The 19,279-nt window shown below is 52.6% G+C and carries 12 protein-coding genes and 1 pseudogene; 10 read left to right on the top strand and 3 right to left on the bottom strand.

Features of this window, described 5'->3' with window-relative positions; all coding sequences use genetic code 11:
- Positions 1-39: 39 nt before the first annotated feature.
- Positions 40-2,796 (bottom strand): two-component sensor histidine kinase BarA, encoded by a 2,757-nt coding sequence (barA, locus tag FDW94_RS12890; protein WP_048215651.1) that lies wholly within the window; start codon positions 2,794-2,796, stop codon positions 40-42.
- Positions 2,797-2,853: 57 nt separating this feature from the next.
- On the opposite strand from barA, the gene rlmD reads away from it, so the two are divergent.
- From rlmD to eno, 5 genes and pseudogenes are all read left to right on the top strand, one after another.
- Positions 2,854-4,152 carry a 23S rRNA (uracil(1939)-C(5))-methyltransferase RlmD gene (gene rlmD / locus FDW94_RS12885; protein WP_137377692.1) on the top strand — a complete coding sequence of 433 codons (1,299 nt, stop codon included), beginning with the start codon at positions 2,854-2,856 and terminating at the stop codon, positions 4,150-4,152.
- 100 nt (positions 4,153-4,252) lie between these two features.
- Positions 4,253-6,482, top strand: a pseudogene (gene relA / locus FDW94_RS12880) (GTP diphosphokinase).
- A gap of 130 nt (positions 6,483-6,612) precedes the next feature.
- Positions 6,613-7,404, top strand: coding sequence for a nucleoside triphosphate pyrophosphohydrolase (gene mazG / locus FDW94_RS12875; protein WP_003825693.1), 792 nt, complete (start codon positions 6,613-6,615; stop codon positions 7,402-7,404).
- Positions 7,405-7,754: 350 nt separating this feature from the next.
- Positions 7,755-9,392: a glutamine hydrolyzing CTP synthase gene (gene pyrG / locus FDW94_RS12870; RefSeq protein ID WP_008785683.1), complete on the top strand. Its 1,638-nt coding sequence runs from the start codon at positions 7,755-7,757 to the stop codon at positions 9,390-9,392.
- Positions 9,393-9,479: 87 nt separating this feature from the next.
- A complete protein-coding gene (gene eno, locus FDW94_RS12865) occupies positions 9,480-10,778 on the top strand; it encodes a phosphopyruvate hydratase (RefSeq protein ID WP_003034129.1) in 1,299 nt (432 codons plus the stop codon).
- A gap of 55 nt (positions 10,779-10,833) precedes the next feature.
- Here eno and FDW94_RS12860 read toward each other — a convergent pair whose 3' ends face one another.
- Positions 10,834-11,658: a MurR/RpiR family transcriptional regulator gene (locus FDW94_RS12860; RefSeq protein WP_048236682.1), complete on the bottom strand. Its 825-nt coding sequence runs from the start codon at positions 11,656-11,658 to the stop codon at positions 10,834-10,836.
- 165 nt (positions 11,659-11,823) lie between these two features.
- Between FDW94_RS12860 and FDW94_RS12855 the strand changes: the two genes are divergently transcribed.
- The 3 genes from FDW94_RS12855 (at position 11,824) to queE (ending at position 14,812) form a co-directional block, all read left to right on the top strand.
- Positions 11,824-13,380: a maltose/glucose-specific PTS transporter subunit IIC gene (locus FDW94_RS12855; RefSeq protein WP_003034134.1), complete on the top strand. Its 1,557-nt coding sequence runs from the start codon at positions 11,824-11,826 to the stop codon at positions 13,378-13,380.
- Positions 13,380-14,069 (top strand): N-acetylmannosamine-6-phosphate 2-epimerase, encoded by a 690-nt coding sequence (locus tag FDW94_RS12850; RefSeq protein WP_048225328.1) that lies wholly within the window; start codon positions 13,380-13,382, stop codon positions 14,067-14,069. The genes FDW94_RS12855 and FDW94_RS12850 overlap by 1 nt, the downstream gene beginning before the upstream one ends.
- A gap of 71 nt (positions 14,070-14,140) precedes the next feature.
- A complete protein-coding gene (queE, locus tag FDW94_RS12845) occupies positions 14,141-14,812 on the top strand; it encodes a 7-carboxy-7-deazaguanine synthase QueE (RefSeq protein WP_003034139.1) in 672 nt (223 codons plus the stop codon).
- A 91-nt stretch (positions 14,813-14,903) separates the two neighbouring features.
- Here queE and queD read toward each other — a convergent pair whose 3' ends face one another.
- Entirely contained in the window at positions 14,904-15,266 is a 363-nt protein-coding gene (queD, locus tag FDW94_RS12840; RefSeq protein WP_003825707.1) for a 6-carboxytetrahydropterin synthase QueD, read from the bottom strand.
- Positions 15,267-15,696: 430 nt separating this feature from the next.
- Between queD and cysJ the strand changes: the two genes are divergently transcribed.
- Positions 15,697-17,496: an NADPH-dependent assimilatory sulfite reductase flavoprotein subunit gene (gene cysJ / locus FDW94_RS12835; protein WP_137377691.1), complete on the top strand. Its 1,800-nt coding sequence runs from the start codon at positions 15,697-15,699 to the stop codon at positions 17,494-17,496.
- The gene (gene cysI / locus FDW94_RS12830; protein WP_003034148.1) at positions 17,496-19,208 is read left to right on the top strand and encodes an assimilatory sulfite reductase (NADPH) hemoprotein subunit; all 1,713 of its coding nucleotides are present in this window, start codon (positions 17,496-17,498) and stop codon (positions 19,206-19,208) included. The genes cysJ and cysI overlap by 1 nt, the downstream gene beginning before the upstream one ends.
- Positions 19,209-19,279 lie beyond the last annotated feature (71 nt).

Below are 19,279 nucleotides of genomic sequence, written 5' to 3'. Positions count from 1 at the left end.
GTAGGCCGGATAAGGCGTTTACGCCGCATCCGGCGAATATCACCCCAATATCCGTTTCGCTTCGCGCGCAACGTTGTCCATTTCATCCAGAAGCTCTAAAAACTCAGGTTCCAGCTCTTCTTCTTTGGTTCCACTGCGTAGCTGTTGTTCAATGAGTTGACACAGGTTTTTCATGCGGGGGACACCACTATAACCGCAACTACCGTGCAGCTTGTGAATCATATCCACCAGCCCTTCGGGGTTCTCTCCGACCAGTTGCTCTTCGATTTTGTTACGCACCTCAGGCAGAAAATCGATCAGCATTTGCAGCATATCCCGCGCCAAATCGTTCTTACCCGCGGCTTGCCTTAATGCCAGTTGCCAGTCGAGCGTCGTGTTCGGATTGACGACTGGCTCAAGAGGTTCTGCGGTGAGTGCCCGCAGCGATGTGCTTGCGCCCGGTTTGTAACGTAACAGCAGATTATGCAGCTTATCTTCCTCGATAGGCTTCGCCAGGTAATCGTTCATCCCGGCGCTGAGCAGCTTCTCTTTCTGCCCGGCCATGGCGTGTGCGGTGACCGCAATGACTGGTGTCTGCTGTTGATGAGGAAGCTGGTGGATCAGTTCGCAGGCACGAATGCCGTCCATGTCTGGCATCTGAATATCCATCAGGATCAGGTCAAACGGCATTTGTCTGGCGCGATCCACCGCCTGATGCCCGCTGTCACACAGCACGACGTGCTGGACCTTGTCTTCCAGCAGTGCGCCAATCAGCTTGAGGTTCGCCGGGTTGTCGTCTACCGCCATGACGGTCATTGCGATTTTGCTCTCGTCTAACAGCAGCGGATCCGCGCTGTGGTTTAGCTGACAATACTCTGTCAGCGCAGGCAGTAAGCGGGTTGAGGTGAGAGGTTTCAACAGACACGCCGCCGCGCCGCCCTGTTTCAATTTCTCAGCGTTAATTTGTGCATGACAAGGCAAGGCTAGCAACAGGAAGTCGGTCATCGCTGCTGCGCTTGCCAGCCGCTCATGCTGCATGGTGAGTGGTTCGCGCAAAGTGACCGGAATGCCCAGCAACAGAATGTCGTAGTGCTCCGCTGGCAACCCGGAGAACGAAGGGCTGTAAATCACCTCCAACGGTGTTTCACTCAAGATATCTAACGTGCATTGTGCGGCGGTGGCGTTAGGTTCGACGTAGGCCAATCGTTTACCGGCAAGGCATCGGGTTGTCGAACGATCAATAAGCACGTTAGGGTTGAGATCGAGGCTGATATGGAACCAGAACGTGGAACCCCGATTAGGTTGGCTGTGGAAGGAGATATCCCCACCCATTTCGTTGACCAGTTTTTGCGTAATGACCAGACCTAGCCCGGTTCCGCCATGACGCCGGGAAATACTGGCATCCGCCTGACGGAAAGCCTGGAACAGACGGGATTGATCGCGCTCAGGAATACCGATCCCGGTATCGCGGATTTGTACTTCAATTTGCACTTTCGTGTTACTAAGGGCTCGCTTCTCGACCAGAATGTCGATGTTGCCGCCTTCGGTAAATTTGATGGCGTTGCCGACCAGATTGGTGATCACCTGCTGTAAACGCAGCGGGTCACCGATGACGTTGTCCGGTACGTCATTCTTAATATTCAGCGTCAGCTCAAGCCCTTTATCATGGGATGAATGCGCTAACAGCGTAACGACGTCATCCAGCGTGCTGCGCAGCGGGAACGGAATGCTTTCCAGAATCAGCTTGCCCGCCTCAAGTTTGGAGAAGTCGAGTACATCATTGATGATGGCCAGCAGATTGTTAGCCGAGCGTTCAATGGTATTCAGGTGATCGCGCTGTGTGGTGTTGAGTTCGGTTTTTAGCGTCAGACGGGTGAAGCCAATCACGCCATTCAGCGGTGTTCGCAGCTCGTGGGACATGTTTGCCAGAAACTCAGACTTAATACGTGCCGCTTCCTGGGCGCGTTTCTTCGCCAGATCCAGTTCGACGTTCTGGATTTCCATCTGCTCCAGCGTTTCGCGCAGGTCAGAGGTGGCCTGATCGATGTTGTGCTGCATCTCTTCATGGTAAGCAGCGAGCGACATCGCCATCGAGTTGATGCCATTTTTAAGCATATCCAGCTCGCCCAGCATGAAACCTTCCACGCGGCTGTCGAGCTGTCCTCTACGTATTCGGTCAACGGTATTCACCATATTGCGAATCGGGCCGGTCACGTCGCGCATTAGACGCCAGCCGAAAATTAACGCAATACCAATACAAAACAGCATCATTACGCTGGAGATAAAGATCTCTTTGTACTGCTGCAATCGAACGGACTTAAGGTCCAGCTCAAGCGCCACATACCCCAGCATATTTTTGGTGTTTTTGGCGTCGCTTACGGCGGATTCATCCGGTGAATAGCTTTCCGATATAATAGGGGTTCGCAGGATCATGATATCCCCGTGCCGGGTGACGCTCAGCTTCCGGGGAAACGGTGAACCTGTCGCCAACTGCATTTCAGACGGATCGAGATGAAAATTAGAGGTGACGAATAGTCGGTTATTTTCGTCATAAACAGAAATTGCCCGCACGATATCGGAATGGCGACGATGCAGTACGCTGATAAGTTGGCCGATGGATTCCCTGTTTTGCAGGTTCATGCCATATTCGCTGGAGACCGCGAGTGGTTCAATGATGCTGGCACCAGCATCTTCCAGTTGACGCTGCAAGTCGTTATAGCGATGCACAACAAAAAAGATACTGAGCAACAAACCTATCAGGACGGTCGGGGCCAGGATCAGAATCATCATGCGTGCGCGCAGGCTGTAGTTGGTCATGGAGTTCCGTTATGGGACAATTAGGGTCACACTGTTAAATAGAGAAATATCTCGTCGATGGCGCAATTCTACTCTGCAAAACGACGCGTGACGACGCGTCAGATCATAACCGTTACCGTCAATGACCTCGATCCTTTTGGTCAGGGCGTCGCTCGCCATAACGGAAAGGCGTTGTTTATACCGGAATTGCTACCCCAGGAAAGCGCCGAGGTGGTGATTACCGAAGATAAAAAACAGTTTGCCCGCGCGCAAGTAAAACGACGTTTAAACGACAGCCCACAGCGTGAAGTGCCACGTTGCCCGCATTTTGGTGTGTGCGGCGGTTGCCAGCAGCAGCATGCCAGCATCTCATTGCAGCAGCGTAGCAAAAGCGCAGCGTTGTCGCGTTTAATGAAATGTGAGGTGTCGGATGTTATAGCTGATGCCCCGTGGGGCTATCGTCGTCGCGCACGTTTGAGTCTGAACTATCGGCCAAAAGAACAAAAATTGCAGATGGGGTTTCGCAAATCCGGTTCCAGCGACATTATCGATGTCAAACAATGCCCTATTTTGGTGCCCCAGCTTGAGGCGTTATTGCCCCATCTCAGAGCGTATCTGGAAAGTCTGCAAGGGTTACGCCATCTTGGCCATGTCGAACTGGTGCAGGCGGGAAGCGGAACCCTGATGATTTTGCGCCACACGGCGCCATTGAGTGCTGCGGATAAAGAAAAACTGGAATGCTTTTCGCATTCTCAGGGGCTGTCTTTGTTTCTGGCCCCGCAAAGCGAGATACTGGAATCAATATCAGAAGAATCGCCCTGGTATGATTCAAATGGACTACGGTTAACCTTCAGCCCGCGCGATTTTATTCAGGTCAATGAAGGGGTAAACCAACAAATGGTCGCCCGTGCGCTGGAATGGCTCGATGTGCAACCTGAAGATCGTGTACTCGATCTGTTCTGTGGCATGGGAAATTTTACCCTACCGCTGGCAACTCGGGCAGCAAGCGTGGTTGGCGTAGAAGGTGTTCCTGCGTTGGTGGAAAAAGGCCGAGAAAACGCGCTGAATAACGGATTACACAATGTGACATTCTTTCATGAAAACCTTGAGGAAGATGTTACCCGACAGCCGTGGGCGAAAAACGGATTCGACAAAGTATTGCTTGATCCTGCGCGTGCGGGGGCTGCAGGTGTGATGCAACATATTATAAAATTAGAACCTATACGCGTTGTTTATGTATCCTGTAACCCAGCAACGCTGGCTCGTGACAGCGATGCTTTGCTCAACGCTGGATACGCCATACGGCGACTGGCGATGCTCGATATGTTTCCGCACACTGGACACCTGGAATCAATGGTCCTGTTTGAGCGTTTGTAATGAATTTTGTACCCATTGGATTTCGGGTTGTAATGCAGCATGAAAGACAATGGGTAGGGCTTGTCGACTTCGACAGGCCTGGCCCCTTAAGGAGAGGACAATGGTTGCGGTAAGAAGTGCACATATAAATAAAGCTGGTGAGTTTGATCCAAAGAAATGGATCGCGAGTCTGGGGATCTCCAGCCAGCAGTCGTGTGAACGCTTAGCCGAAACCTGGGCGTACTGCCTCCAGCAGACACAGGGGCATCCGGATGCGGATCTGCTGCTGTGGCGTGGAGATGGTAGAAATTCTCTCTATGTTGAGCATGGATATCGACACGCTGCGTGCCGCAATGCTGTTCCCTCTGGCTGATGCCAACGTGGTCAGTGAAGACATCCTGCGCGAGAGCGTGGGCAAATCCATTGTTCATCTTATCCACGGTGTGCGTGATATGGCGGCAATACGCCAGCTTAAAGCCACGCATACCGATTCAGTTTCTTCCGAGCAGGTCGATAACGTCCGTCGCATGCTGCTGGCAATGGTGGATGACTTCCGCTGTGTGGTCATCAAGCTGGCAGAGCGGATTGCCCATCTGCGTGAAGTGAAAGATGCGCCGGAAGATGAACGCGTTCTGGCGGCAAAAGAGTGCACCAATATCTATGCACCGCTGGCCAACCGTTTGGGAATCGGGCAATTAAAATGGGAGCTGGAAGATTATTGCTTCCGTTATCTGCACCCGGCTGAATACAAACGCATAGCCAAGCTGCTGCATGAACGTCGTATCGACAGGGAACATTACATTGATGAGTTCGTCGGTCATTTGCGCTCAGAGATGAAAACGGAAGGCGTCAAAGCCGAAGTGTATGGACGTCCGAAGCATATCTACAGCATCTGGCGCAAAATGCAGAAAAAGCAGTTGGCCTTCGATGAACTGTTCGATGTACGCGCAGTGCGTATCGTGGCAGAGCGTTTACAGGACTGCTATGCCGCACTCGGGATAGTACATACTCACTATCGCCATCTGCCGGATGAGTTCGATGATTACGTTGCTAATCCGAAACCCAATGGCTACCAGTCAATCCATACGGTTGTACTGGGGCCGGGCGGGAAAACCATCGAAATTCAGATCCGTACCAAACAGATGCACGAAGATGCCGAACTGGGCGTCGCGGCGCACTGGAAGTACAAAGAGGGCACCGCTTCAGGCGCGGCGCGTTCTGGTCATGAAGATCGCATTGCGTGGCTGCGTAAGCTGATTGCCTGGCAGGAAGAGATGGCGGATTCCGGTGAAATGCTGGATGAAGTCCGTAGCCAGGTCTTTGATGACCGCGTGTACGTCTTTACGCCAAAAGGCGACGTTGTAGACTTACCTGCGGGCTCCACGCCGCTCGATTTTGCTTACCACATTCATAGCGATGTGGGGCATCGATGCATTGGCGCGAAAATTGGCGGGCGCATCGTACCGTTTACCTACCAGCTGCAGATGGGCGATCAAATTGAAATTATCACCCAGAAACAGCCAAACCCAAGCCGCGACTGGCTGAATCCTAACCTTGGCTACGTAACCACCAGTCGTGGGCGTTCGAAGATCCACGCCTGGTTCCGTAAACAGGACCGCGACAAAAACATCCTTGCTGGTCGCCAGATCCTCGACGATGAGCTGGCGCATTTAGGTATCAGCCTGAAAGAGGCGGAAAAACACCTGCTGCCGCGCTACAGCTTCAATGAGCTGGACGAGTTGCTGGCGGCGATTGGTGGGGGAGACATCCGCCTCAACCAAATGGTGAACTTCCTGCAGGCACAGTTTAATAAGCCCAGTGCTGCCGAACAGGATGCCGCCGCGCTGAAACAGCTTCAGCAGAAAACGCAGGCACCGCAGAGTCGTCGTAAAGACGACGGTCGTGTGGTGGTGGAAGGGGTAGGTAACCTGATGCACCACATCGCCCGCTGCTGCCAGCCGATTCCAGGCGATGAGATTGTCGGATTTATTACCCAGGGACGCGGTATTTCCGTGCACCGGGCGGATTGTGAACAGCTGGCTGAGCTGCGCTCCCATGCGCCGGAACGTATTGTTGATGCGGTCTGGGGCGAAAGCTACTCGGCAGGATATTCGCTGGTGGTTCGCGTCCAGGCCAACGATCGCAGCGGCTTGTTACGTGATATCACCACGATTCTCGCCAACGAGAAGGTGAACGTGCTGGGAGTTGCCAGCCGAAGTGATACCAAACAACAGCTGGCCACCATCGATATGACCATCGAAATTTATAACCTGCAGGTGCTCGGGCGCGTGCTCGGCAAGCTGAACCAGGTACCGGATGTGATCGACGCACGTCGCTTGCACGGTAATTAATGATTTTGTAGGCCGGATAACCTTGTAGGCCTGATAAGACGCGTTAGCGTTGCCATCAGGCATTGCTATGTTGCCGGATGTCGGCTATCGCCTTATCCGGTCTACTGTATTGAAATTTCAGGATATCCCAATGAATCAAATCGACCGACTGCTCGGTATTATGCAGCGCCTGCGCGACCCGGAAAACGGCTGTCCGTGGGACAAAGAGCAGACATTCTCCACTATTGCCCCATACACCCTCGAAGAAACCTATGAAGTGCTGGACGCGATTGCGCGTGAAGATTTTGACGACCTGCGCGGAGAGCTGGGCGACCTGCTGTTCCAGGTGGTGTTTTACGCCCAGATGGCGCAGGAAGAAGGGCGCTTCAACTTCGATGATATTTGTGCTGCGATAAGCGATAAACTTGAACGCCGTCATCCACATGTTTTTGCTGATGTTTCTGCCAGTAACAGTACTGAGGTTTTGACCCGTTGGGAAAAAATCAAAAGTGAAGAACGCGCCCAGAAGGCACAGCATTCCGCACTCGACGATATTCCCCGCAGTTTACCGGCATTAATGCGCGCCCAAAAAATCCAGAAACGCTGCTCAAATGTTGGCTTCGACTGGAAAACATTAGGACCGGTTGTCGACAAGGTTTACGAAGAGATCGACGAAGTCATGTTTGAGGCTAAGCAGGCTGTTGTCGACCAGGCTAAACTGGAGGAGGAAATGGGCGATCTGCTGTTTGCTACGGTTAATATGGCCCGGCATTTAGGCACCAAAGCAGAGACCGCATTGCAGAAAGCGAACGAGAAGTTTGAGCGGCGTTTTCGTGAAGTTGAGCGAATTGTGGCTTCGCGCGGTCTGGAAATGACTGGTGTTGATCTGGAAACTATGGAAGAAGTCTGGCAACAGGTAAAACGGCAGGAAATTGATCTCTAAGGGATTTCATCGGTCAAGGGCGATTTGTGTGATTTTTTAAATAACAAGCGCTTGATTTACGTCAAAAACATTTACCCAAAAGAGGCTATTTTCTCTTCCCGTTATGTTGATGAAACACCTTGTATACTGCCTCTTCGAGTTATTCGAGTCGCAACAAGGCGGCGACTGAAAGAATCCCCAGGAACATAGAAATGCTATGTGACTGGGGTGAGTGAAGGAAGCCAACACCGGTGCGGCTTGAAGAACGAAGGAGAGGGGATAATGAAAGTTTGTGGCGCTCGTCATGTTCGGGTATACTACTTTCCCGTCTTGGTAATTCCATCGTTTCACCCTAACTTCTCAGGTCCAGCATGACAACGAACTATATTTTTGTGACCGGCGGGGTCGTATCCTCTCTGGGAAAAGGCATTGCCGCAGCCTCCCTGGCAGCCATTCTTGAAGCCCGTGGCCTCAATGTAACCATGATGAAACTGGATCCGTACATCAACGTCGATCCAGGTACTATGAGCCCAATCCAACACGGGGAAGTGTTCGTTACCGAAGACGGCGCTGAAACCGACCTGGACCTGGGTCACTATGAGCGTTTCATTCGTACCAAAATGAGCCGCCGCAACAACTTCACTACGGGCCGTATCTACTCCGACGTTCTGCGTAAAGAGCGCCGTGGCGACTACCTGGGCGCAACAGTTCAGGTTATCCCGCACATCACGAATGCCATTAAAGAGCGCGTTCTGGAAGGCGGTGAAGGTCATGATGTTGTTCTGGTCGAAATCGGCGGAACCGTTGGGGATATCGAATCTCTGCCGTTCCTTGAAGCGATTCGCCAGATGGCCGTAGAAATTGGCCGTGAGCACACGCTGTTTATGCATCTGACGCTGGTTCCGTACATGGCGGCGGCTGGTGAAGTCAAAACTAAACCGACTCAGCACTCTGTAAAAGAGCTGCTTTCTATCGGTATTCAGCCAGATATCCTGATTTGCCGCTCCGATCGCGCAGTTCCGGCTAATGAACGTGCAAAAATTGCATTGTTCTGTAACGTTCCGGAAAAAGCGGTGATTTCTCTGAAAGATGTCGATTCCATCTATAAAATCCCGGGCCTGTTGAAATCTCAGGGCCTTGACGATTATATTTGTAAACGATTCAGCTTGAACTGTCCGGAAGCTAATCTGTCAGAATGGGAACAGGTTATTTACGAAGAAGCGAATCCGGCAGGCGAAGTGACTATCGGTATGGTCGGCAAGTACATTGAACTGCCGGATGCCTATAAGTCAGTTATCGAAGCGCTGAAGCACGGTGGTCTGAAGAATCGTGTCACCGTCAACATCAAGCTGATCGATTCGCAAGATGTCGAAACGCGTGGCGTTGAGATCCTGAAAGGTCTTGATGCAATCCTGATCCCAGGCGGCTTCGGCTACCGTGGTGTTGAAGGTAAAATCGCGACGGCGCGCTTTGCGCGTGAGAACAATATTCCTTATCTGGGCATTTGCCTGGGTATGCAGGTTGCGTTGATTGAGTTTGCACGTAACGTAGTGGGTATGGATAACGCCAACTCCACGGAATTTGTGCCAGACTGTAAGTACCCGGTGGTGGCCCTGATTACCGAATGGCGCGATGAAGACGGCAACGTCGAAATCCGTACCGAGAAGAGCGATCTGGGCGGCACAATGCGCCTTGGCGCGCAGCAGTGTCAGTTGAGCGACGATAGCCTGGTTCGTCAACTGTACGGCGCGCCGACAATTGTTGAACGCCATCGCCACCGTTACGAAGTCAACAATATGCTGTTGAAACAGATTGAAGCTGCGGGTCTGCGTATTGCAGGCCGTTCCGGTGATGATCAGTTGGTCGAGATCATTGAGGTACCGAATCATCCGTGGTTCGTGGCCTGTCAGTTCCACCCGGAATTTACTTCCACGCCACGTGATGGGCACCCGCTGTTTGCCGGCTTTGTGAAAGCCGCCAGTGAACATCAGAAGCGTCAGGCGAAGTAAGAAGTAAATAAGTTAGAACGGCAATGCACCCATTAGGGTGCATTGTTTGTCTGGAGTTTTAGTTTAACTTGTACTGAGGAAAATCTAATGTCCAAAATCGTTAAAATCATCGGTCGTGAAATCATCGACTCCCGTGGTAACCCGACTGTTGAAGCCGAAGTACACCTGGAAGGTGGTTTCGTTGGTATGGCAGCAGCTCCGTCAGGTGCTTCTACTGGTTCCCGCGAAGCACTGGAACTGCGCGATGGCGACAAATCCCGTTTCATGGGTAAAGGCGTACTGAAAGCTGTTGCAGCTGTTAACGGCCCAATTGCTCAGGCTCTGCTGGGTAAAGATGCTAAAGATCAGGCTGGCATCGACAAGATCATGATCGATCTGGACGGTACTGAAAACAAATCCAACTTCGGTGCAAACGCCATCCTGGCTGTGTCCCTGGCGAACGCCAAAGCAGCAGCTGCTGCTAAAGGCCTGCCGCTGTATGCACACATCGCTGAACTGAACGGTACTCCGGGTAAATACTCCATGCCGGTTCCGATGATGAACATCATCAACGGTGGTGAACACGCTGACAACAACGTCGACATCCAGGAATTCATGATTCAGCCGGTTGGCGCTAAGACTCTGAAAGAAGCCGTTCGTATGGGTTCTGAAGTGTTCCACAACCTGGCTAAAGTTCTGAAAGCTAAAGGTATGAACACTGCAGTTGGTGACGAAGGCGGCTATGCGCCGAACCTGGGTTCCAACGCTGAAGCTCTGGCTGTAATCGCTGAAGCGGTTAAAGCAGCTGGCTACGAGCTGGGCAAAGACATCACCCTGGCGATGGACTGTGCAGCTTCTGAATTCTACAAAGACGGTAAATACGTTCTGGCTGGCGAAGGCAACAAAGCATTCACCTCCGAAGAATTCACTCACTTCCTGGAAGAACTGACCAAACAGTACCCGATCGTGTCCATCGAAGATGGTCTGGACGAGTCTGACTGGGACGGTTTCGCATACCAGACTAAAGTACTGGGCGACAAAATCCAGCTGGTTGGTGACGATCTGTTCGTAACTAACACCAAGATCCTGAAAGAAGGCATCGAAAAAGGCATCGTTAACTCCATCCTGATCAAATTCAACCAGATCGGTTCTCTGACCGAAACTCTGGCTGCGATCAAAATGGCGAAAGACGCTGGCTACACCGCTGTCATCTCTCACCGCTCTGGCGAAACTGAAGACGCTACCATCGCTGACCTGGCTGTTGGTACCGCTGCAGGCCAGATCAAAACTGGTTCTATGAGCCGTTCTGACCGCGTTGCTAAGTACAACCAGCTGATTCGTATCGAAGAAGCTCTGGGTGAACAAGCACCGTACAACGGTCGTAAAGAGATCAAAGGTCAGGCGTAATCCTGTTCTTTAACTCTTAACGTAAAAACCCGCTGCGGCGGGTTTTTTTATGCTCTTAAAGCAGTAGAGGAAGGGTCGCGCTGGCGGTTTGCTGGCTCACATTACTGTACTTTTCATCCAGAGCAATCAGCGACGTGGTCAGTAGTTCTACCAACAGCATCACTCCCACCTTGGCGTTTAGCGCGCCAGCACTCAACGGACCTTCTGGTTTGGCTGCGACCAGTTGAATATCACTCAGCGAAGCCAACGGGCTGCGCGGCGTATTACTTAACGCCAGTACGCGCACGCCTTGCTTACGCGCCAGTTTAACGACATGCAGTAGATCGCGCGTCGAACCTGAACTGGAAATCGCTACCACCAGCGTGTCTTTGTTAAGCGTTGTGGCGTTCATGGCTGCACGATGCATGTCACTGAACAATTGTGCAGGTTTGCCGAGGCGCAGGAGTTTGTAATGTAAATACTCACCCAGAATAGCGCTGGCCGCTACGCCATAAATCTGTACCGACTGGGCCTGATGCAGCGCCAAAGCGGCGGATTCCAGTAATGTCCTGTCGAGTAATTTTGCTGTGTCCTGCAGCGCTTGTACGGATTCATTGACCACATTGTCAATCTCATCGCCGCTGTGCTCTACCGGCTGTCCTTGCTGGAGATCGAGTGCCAGCGCCATTTTGAATTCGTTATAACCCTTACACCCTAGTGCGCGGCACAGACGTGTGACGCTCGCCTCGCTGGTGTCGCTTTCACGCGCCAGTTCGGTAATCGTCAGGTAGACAACTTTTGCCGGATCGCTGAGCACAAACTCTCCCAGCTTCTGCTGTGTTCGGCTATATCCGTCAACGCCCTGGCGCAATCTCAGCAGCAGGTTTTCATTTTCTGACATGCAAAATCCTTAATGCGTTTCTCTGTTGATAGTGTGGCGGAAAGCAGGGGAGAGATGCCAGTCATTTTAAAAAAGTATGATCGGCTTCCTGGATTTTGATGAAAATTTTCATTATTAATATTAAATATGGTAAAAATTTTCATCATTAATCGGAGAGATGAAAAAATGATGCAAATGTTTAGCGGCGCTTCATCGGGCGCATGGTTCGAAAAGGCACAGCGGTTCGGCAAATCGTTCATGCTGCCGATTGCGGTACTGCCCGCTGCGGGGCTGTTGTTAGGGATTGGCGGCGCGCTGTCGAATCCAAACACATTGACTGCTTATCCGTTTTTGGACGTTGACTGGTTACAGGCAATCTTCACGATCATGACCAGCGCAGGTTCTATTGTGTTTGCCAACCTGTCGGTGCTCTTTGCGGTGGGTGTCGCAGTAGGACTGGCGAAAACGGATAAAGGCACCGCCGGGCTTGCGGCATTGCTGGCATTTCTGGTGATGAACGCCACCATCAACGCTTTATTGACGCTCAACGGAACGCTGGCACACGAGAATCCCGGTGCCGTAGGCCAGGGGATGACGCTGGGTATTCAGACGCTGGAAACAGGTGTGTTCGGTGGGGTAGTGATTGGGCTTGTCACCTGCGCGCTGCATAGCCGTTTCAATAAAGTCTCATTACCTCAGTTCCTTGGTTTCTTCAGCGGTTCGCGCTTTGTACCGATTATTAGCTCCCTTGCCGCGATTGTCGTGGGTGCGGTCATGACGGTGGTTTGGCCGCATTTCCAGAAACTCATTTTTGGACTGGGTGGTCTGGTGGATGCGACAGGCTATCTGGGGACGCTGTTGTACGGCTTCATCCTGCGTATGCTTGGCCCACTGGGTTTACACCATATCTTTTATTTGCCGTTCTGGACGACAGCGCTTGGCGGTAGTGAAATCGTCAACGGCCAGTTAGTTGAAGGTACGCAGCGTATTTTCTTCGCGCAACTTGCCGATCCGAATACGCAGCAGTTCTATGCGGGCACCTCGCGCTTTATGTCCGGGCGCTTCATCACCATGATGTTTGGCCTGCTTGGCGCATGTCTGGCGATGTACCACACCGCCAAGCCTGAGAACAGAAAACTTGTCGCTGGTCTGCTGTTATCAGCAGCCCTGACCTCTTTCCTGACAGGTATCACTGAGCCTATCGAGTTCTCCTTCCTGTTTGTCGCACCCGTGTTATACGTCATTCACGCCTTCTTCGATGGTCTGGCGTTTATGATGGCGCATATTTTACATATCACCATCGGGCAAACCTTTTCGGGTGGGCTTATCGATTTCCTCCTTTTCGGCGTGCTACAGGGGGAAGCTAAAACCAACTGGATGTACGTCCCCATGGTGGGGATCCCGTGGTTCTTCCTTTACTACTTCACCTTCCGCTATTTGATTAACCGCTTTAACTGGTTGACACCTGGTCGTGAAAACGCAGCGCCGACTGAATCCGGCCTGCCGCAGAGTGAGCGAGCAGCGGCAGTGATCGCCGGGCTGGGAGGCAAAGAGAATCTGGAAGAGGTGGATTGTTGTGCCACACGCCTGCGCGTGACGGTGAAAGAGAGCAGCAAGGTCGATGAAGCGGCGCTGAAAGCGACCGGGGCCCGTGGCGTAATTATTCGCGGCAACGGGGTTCAGGTGATTTATGGCCCGCATGTCACCATCATTAAAAACGAAGTCGAAGAGATCTTATCGTAATGAAAACTGTACTGGATTCCCTGAAAGGTAAATTAATCGTCTCCTGCCAGGCGCTGGAAAATGAGCCCCTGCACAGCCCGTTTATTATGTCACGTATGGCGCTGGCGGCAGCGCAGGGCGGTGCGGTAGGTATTCGTGCAAACAGCGTGGTGGACATTCGCGCGATTAAAGAGAGCGTCTCTCTACCGGTGATTGGGATTATCAAGCGTGATTATCCGGATAGCGATGTCTTTATCACGGCCACTTTACAGGAAGTCGATGAACTGATGACCGTTGAGCCGGAAATTATTGCTCTGGATGCGACAGCGCGTCCGCGCCCCGGTGGGCAAACGCTGGAAGAACTGGTTACGCAGATCCGCGCTCGCTATCCGTCCGTACTGCTGATGGCGGATATCGCCACCGTAGACGAAGCGGTGACCGCTGAGCGCCTGGGTTTTGACTGTGTGGGCACTACGCTCTACGGCTATACCGCTGACACTGCTGGGCATGTGCTGGCGGAAAACGACTGCGGTTTTTTACGTGATGTGTTGGCTGCGGTCAGCGTACCGGTTGTGGCGGAAGGGAACGTTGATACCCCTGAACGTGCTGCACGATGCCTGGCATTAGGCGCCCATACCGTGGTGGTTGGTGGGGCTATCACGCGTCCGCAGCAGATAACGGCACGCTTTGTCGCAGCGATCGCCTCGTAAAGCATCGATGGGGCATGATACTTTGGCGGGGATCTGCGATAATTATCGTTTATCCCCATATTGAGAGCGCTATGCAGTACCCGATTAACGAGATGTTCCAGACCCTGCAAGGTGAGGGTTACTTTACCGGCGTCCCCGCCATTTTTATTCGTTTACAGGGATGCCCGGTTGGCTGTGCCTGGTGCGATACCAAACACACCTGGGATAAGCTTGAGGATCGGGAAGTCTCCCTGTACAGCATCCTGGCCAAGACCAAAGAAAGCGATAAATGGGGTGCTGCGAGCAGCGAAGATCTGCTGGCGGTCATTTCGCGTCAGGGCTATACCGCCCGTCACGTGGTGATCACCGGTGGCGAGCCCTGCATTCATGACCTGATGCCGCTGACTGACCTGCTGGAAAAGAACGGCTTTAGCTGCCAGATTGAGACCAGCGGCACGCACGAAGTACGCTGTACGCCGAATACCTGGGTGACCGTATCGCCGAAGGTGAATATGCGCGGTGGCTATGATGTGCTGTCACAGGCGCTGGAGCGCGCGAATGAAATCAAGCATCCGGTTGGCCGTGTCCGCGATATTGAAGCACTGGATGAACTGCTGGCAACGTTGAGTGACGATAAACCGCGAATCATCGCCTTACAGCCAATCAGCCAGAAAGAAGATGCGACGCGTTTGTGCATTGATACCTGTATTGCGCGTAACTGGCGTCTGTCGATGCAGACCCATAAGTATCTGAATATTGCCTGATAACTGTGCCGGGGGCGTTTCGCTTACCCGGCCAGAGTTTGTTGCTCGTTGCAGGCCGGATAAGATGCGTTGCCATCCGGCAAGCCTACAATCACTCGCCGCGATAAACGCAGCCCGCTGTGCAGGTTTCTTTCACCATTACAGCACTCAGCAGAGGGACCACAGGTTTAACCTGATCCCAAATCCATTTTGCCAGCACTTCGCTGGTTGGATTTTCTAAGCCAGGAATATCGTTCAAATAGTAGTGATCGAGTCTGTCGTAAGTCGGCTTAAACGCGGCTTTTAACTCAGCAAAATCCATGATCCAACCGGTATGCGGATCGACTTCACCGGTAATTTCAAGACGCACCATAAATGAGTGACCATGCAGGCGGCCACACTTATGCCCTTCCGGTACATGCGGCAGGTGGTGAGCGGCTTCGAAGGTGAAATCTTTAAACAAGGTGGTGGACATTTTTTACTCTCAAGAATGCGAAAAACCGCGGTAGGGTACCGTAAAGAGCAAATTTTATCATTATTTATACACGTCATTCTTTAAGCTGCTTCTTTGTTGGCTGCCTTTGCTCGCCCCAGTCACTTACTCATGTAAGCTCCTGGGGACTTGCTCAGTTGCCGCCTCGATGCATCTTAAATTATTTAGTGTATAAAAGGATGCTCAGCACTAAAGCTACGTATTCATACGATCAATATTAGTTAATTATTTATATATCAAATGCTTATATAATCTGTTTTGCAGTTAATAACTATAACTAAAACAGGTTAGTCCATTTGGTTATTTGTTATTTCCATCCCTTCTTTAATTGTTACTATCCCCGCCGTTAACCTTATCTTCAGTTTGGGTTTTATTGCTGAAATCCGCTTTGCTTACTGGAACATGACAACGCATGACGACACAGGCCCCACCTTCCGCTTTGCTACCGCTAAACCCGGAGCAACTGGCACGCCTTCAGGCGGCCACGACCGATTTCACTCCCGCACAGCTTGCGTGGGTTTCTGGCTATTTTTGGGGCGTGCTGAATCAGCAGCCTGGCAGCAACGCGGTGGCGCCTGCGCCTGTCGCTGAAATGCCTGGCATTACGCTTATCTCCGCCTCGCAAACCGGTAATGCGCGCCGTGTGGCGGAAGCCCTGCGCGATGATCTGATCGCCGCGAAGCTCAACGTCACTCTCATCAACGCTGGCGACTATAAATTCAAACAAATCGCCAATGAAAAACTGCTGATCGTGGTGGCGTCGACGCAAGGGGAAGGTGAACCGGCGGAAGAAGCCGTGGCGTTGCATAAATTCCTGTTCTCGAAAAAAGCGCCGAAGCTTGATAACACCGCTTTTGCCGTGTTTGGTCTTGGCGATACCTCTTATGAGTTTTTCTGCCAGGCAGGAAAAGACTTCGATGCGAAACTGGCTGAGCTGGGCGGTGAACGTCTGCTCGATCGTGTAGATGCCGACGTTGAATACCAGGCCGCCGCCACGCAGTGGCGTGCTCGCCTCGTTGATGTTCTGAAAGCGCGTGCGCCTGCGGCACCGTCTGTGCAAGTTGCCGCGAGCGGTGCAGTAAATGAAGTACACACCAGCCCATACACCAAAGAAGCGCCGCTGACGGCGTCGCTTGCGGTGAATCAAAAAATTACCGGACGCGACTCTGAAAAAGACGTGCGCCATATTGAAATTGATTTAGGCGATTCCGGCCTGCGTTATCAGCCGGGCGATGCGCTGGGCGTCTGGTATCAGAATGACCCGGCTCTGGTTAAAGAACTGGTTGAACTGCTGTGGCTGAAAGGTGATGAGCCGGTCACGGTTGAAGGAAAAACCCTGTCGCTCGCTGAAGCGTTGCAGTGGCATTTCGAGCTGACGGTTAACACCGGCAATATCGTGGAAAACTATGCCACCTTAACCCGCAGCGAAACTTTGCTGCCGTTAGTGGGTGACAAAGCACAGTTGCAGCATTACGCCGCAACCACGCCCATCGTCGATATGGTGCGCTTCTCTCCGGCGCAACTGGATGCTCAGGCGTTAGTTGATCTTCTGCGTCCGCTGACGCCGCGTTTGTACTCCATTGCTTCTTCCCTGGCGGAAGTGGAAAGCGAAGTGCACGTCACCGTGGGCGTGGTGCGTTATGAGATAGAAGGTCGCGCTCGTACTGGTGGAGCTTCCAGTTTCCTCGCCGACCGCGTGGAAGAAGAAGGTGAAGTTCGCGTGTTCATTGAACACAACGACAACTTCCGTCTGCCGGCGAATCCGCAAACGCCGGTAATTATGATTGGACCGGGTACGGGGATTGCGCCGTTCCGTGCATTCATGCAGCAGCGTGCGGCTGACGGAGCCGAAGGCAAAAACTGGCTGTTTTTTGGTAACCCACACTTTACCGAAGATTTCCTGTATCAGGTGGAATGGCAGCGTTACGTCAAAGAGGGCGTACTGAGCCGTATCGATCTCGCCTGGTCCCGCGATCAAAAAGAAAAAGTCTACGTACAAGATAAACTGCGCCAACAGGGCGCGGAGCTGTGGCGCTGGATTAACGACGGTGCGCACATTTATGTCTGTGGCGACGCCAATCGCATGGCGAAAGACGTTGAGCAGGCGTTGTTGGAAGTGATTGCCGAATTCGGTGGTATGGATATCGAAGCGGCGGATGAATTTTTAAGTGAGCTGCGCATTGAGCGCCGTTATCAGCGAGATGTCTACTAATGAGCGAAAAACATCCAGGACCATTGGTGGTCGAAGGCAAACTGTCCGACGCTGAGCGTATGAAGCTGGAAAGCAACTATCTGCGCGGTACCATTGCCGAAGATTTAAACGACGGCCTGACCGGCGGGTTTAAAGGCGACAACTTCCTGCTGATCCGTTTTCACGGTATGTACCAGCAGGACGACCGCGATATCCGCGCCGAACGTGCCGAGCAAAAGCTGGAGCCGCGTCACGCGATGCTGCTGCGCTGTCGTCTGCCGGGTGGGGTGATCACCACCAAACAGTGGCAGGCGATCGACAAGTTCGCCCATGACAACACCATATACGGCAGCATTCGTCTGACCAACCGTCAGACCTTCCAGTTTCACGGCATTCTGAAGAAGAATGTTAAGCCGGTACACCAGATGCTGCATTCAGTCGGGCTTGACGCTCTGGCGACCGCCAACGACATGAACCGTAACGTGCTGTGCACCTCGAATCCGTATGAATCTGAGCTGCACGCGGAAGCCTACGAGTGGGCGAAAAAGATCTCCGAACATCTGCTGCCGCGCACCCGCGCCTATGCAGAGATCTGGCTTGATCAGGAAAAAGTCGCGACTACCGACGAAGAGCCGATCCTCGGTCAAACCTATCTGCCGCGTAAGTTTAAAACCACCGTGGTAATCCCGCCGCAGAACGACATCGATCTGCACGCCAACGACATGAACTTTGTGGCGATTGCGGAAAACGGCAAGCTGGTGGGCTTCAACCTGCTGGTCGGCGGCGGTCTGTCCATCGAGCACGGTAACAAGAAAACCTACGCCCGTACGGCAAGCGAATTCGGCTATCTGCCGCTTGAGCATACGCTGGCGGTCGCGGAAGCAGTGGTGACCACGCAGCGTGACTGGGGTAACCGTACCGATCGTAAAAACGCGAAAACCAAATACACGCTGGAACGCGTAGGCGTTGAGACCTTTAAAGCTGAAGTTGAGCGCCGGGCGGGGATCAAGTTTGAGCCGATCCGTCCGTACGAGTTTACCGGTCGCGGCGATCGTATCGGCTGGGTGAAAGGGATCGACAATAAATGGCATCTGACGTTGTTTATTGAAAACGGCCGTATCCTCGATTATCCGGGCCGACCGCTGAAAACCGGTCTGCTTGAGATCGCGAAGATCCACAAAGGTGAGTTCCGCATTACCGCGAACCAGAACCTGATCATTGCCGGTGTTCCTGAGAGTGAAAAGGCGAAGATCGAGAAGATTGCGCAGAAGAGTGGCTTAATGAACGCGGTCACTCCGCAGCGTGAAAACTCGATGGCCTGCGTCTCGTTCCCGACCTGTCCGCTGGCGATGGCGGAAGCCGAGCGCTTCCTGCCAACGTTTATCGACAACATCGACACGCTGATGGCGAAGCACAGCCTGAGTGATGAAAACATTGTCATGCGTGTGACCGGCTGCCCGAACGGTTGTGGTCGTGCGATGCTGGCGGAAGTTGGTCTGGTGGGTAAAGCACCCGGGCGTTACAACCTCCATTTAGGGGGCAACCGTATCGGAACCCGAATTCCCCGGATGTTTAAAGAGAACATCACCGAGCCGGAAATTCTGGCATCGCTGGATGAACTGATTGGGCGCTGGGCGAAAGAGCGCGAAGCGGGTGAAGGCTTCGGTGACTTTACGGTGCGTGCGGGCATTATTCGCCCGGTGCTCGATCCCGCCCGGGATTTCTGGGAATAATGTGAAATTGACTTATCGGGTCTGCTGAATCGGTAGGCCTGATAAGCGCAGCGCCATCAGGCAAGGCAAAC

Source organism: Citrobacter sp. wls757, from assembly GCF_005280935.1.
GTDB classification, from domain to species: Bacteria; Pseudomonadota; Gammaproteobacteria; order Enterobacterales; family Enterobacteriaceae; genus Citrobacter; species Citrobacter portucalensis.
The sequence above is the reverse complement of the archived record's forward strand: the minus strand, read 5'-3'. Positions and strand labels throughout refer to the sequence as shown.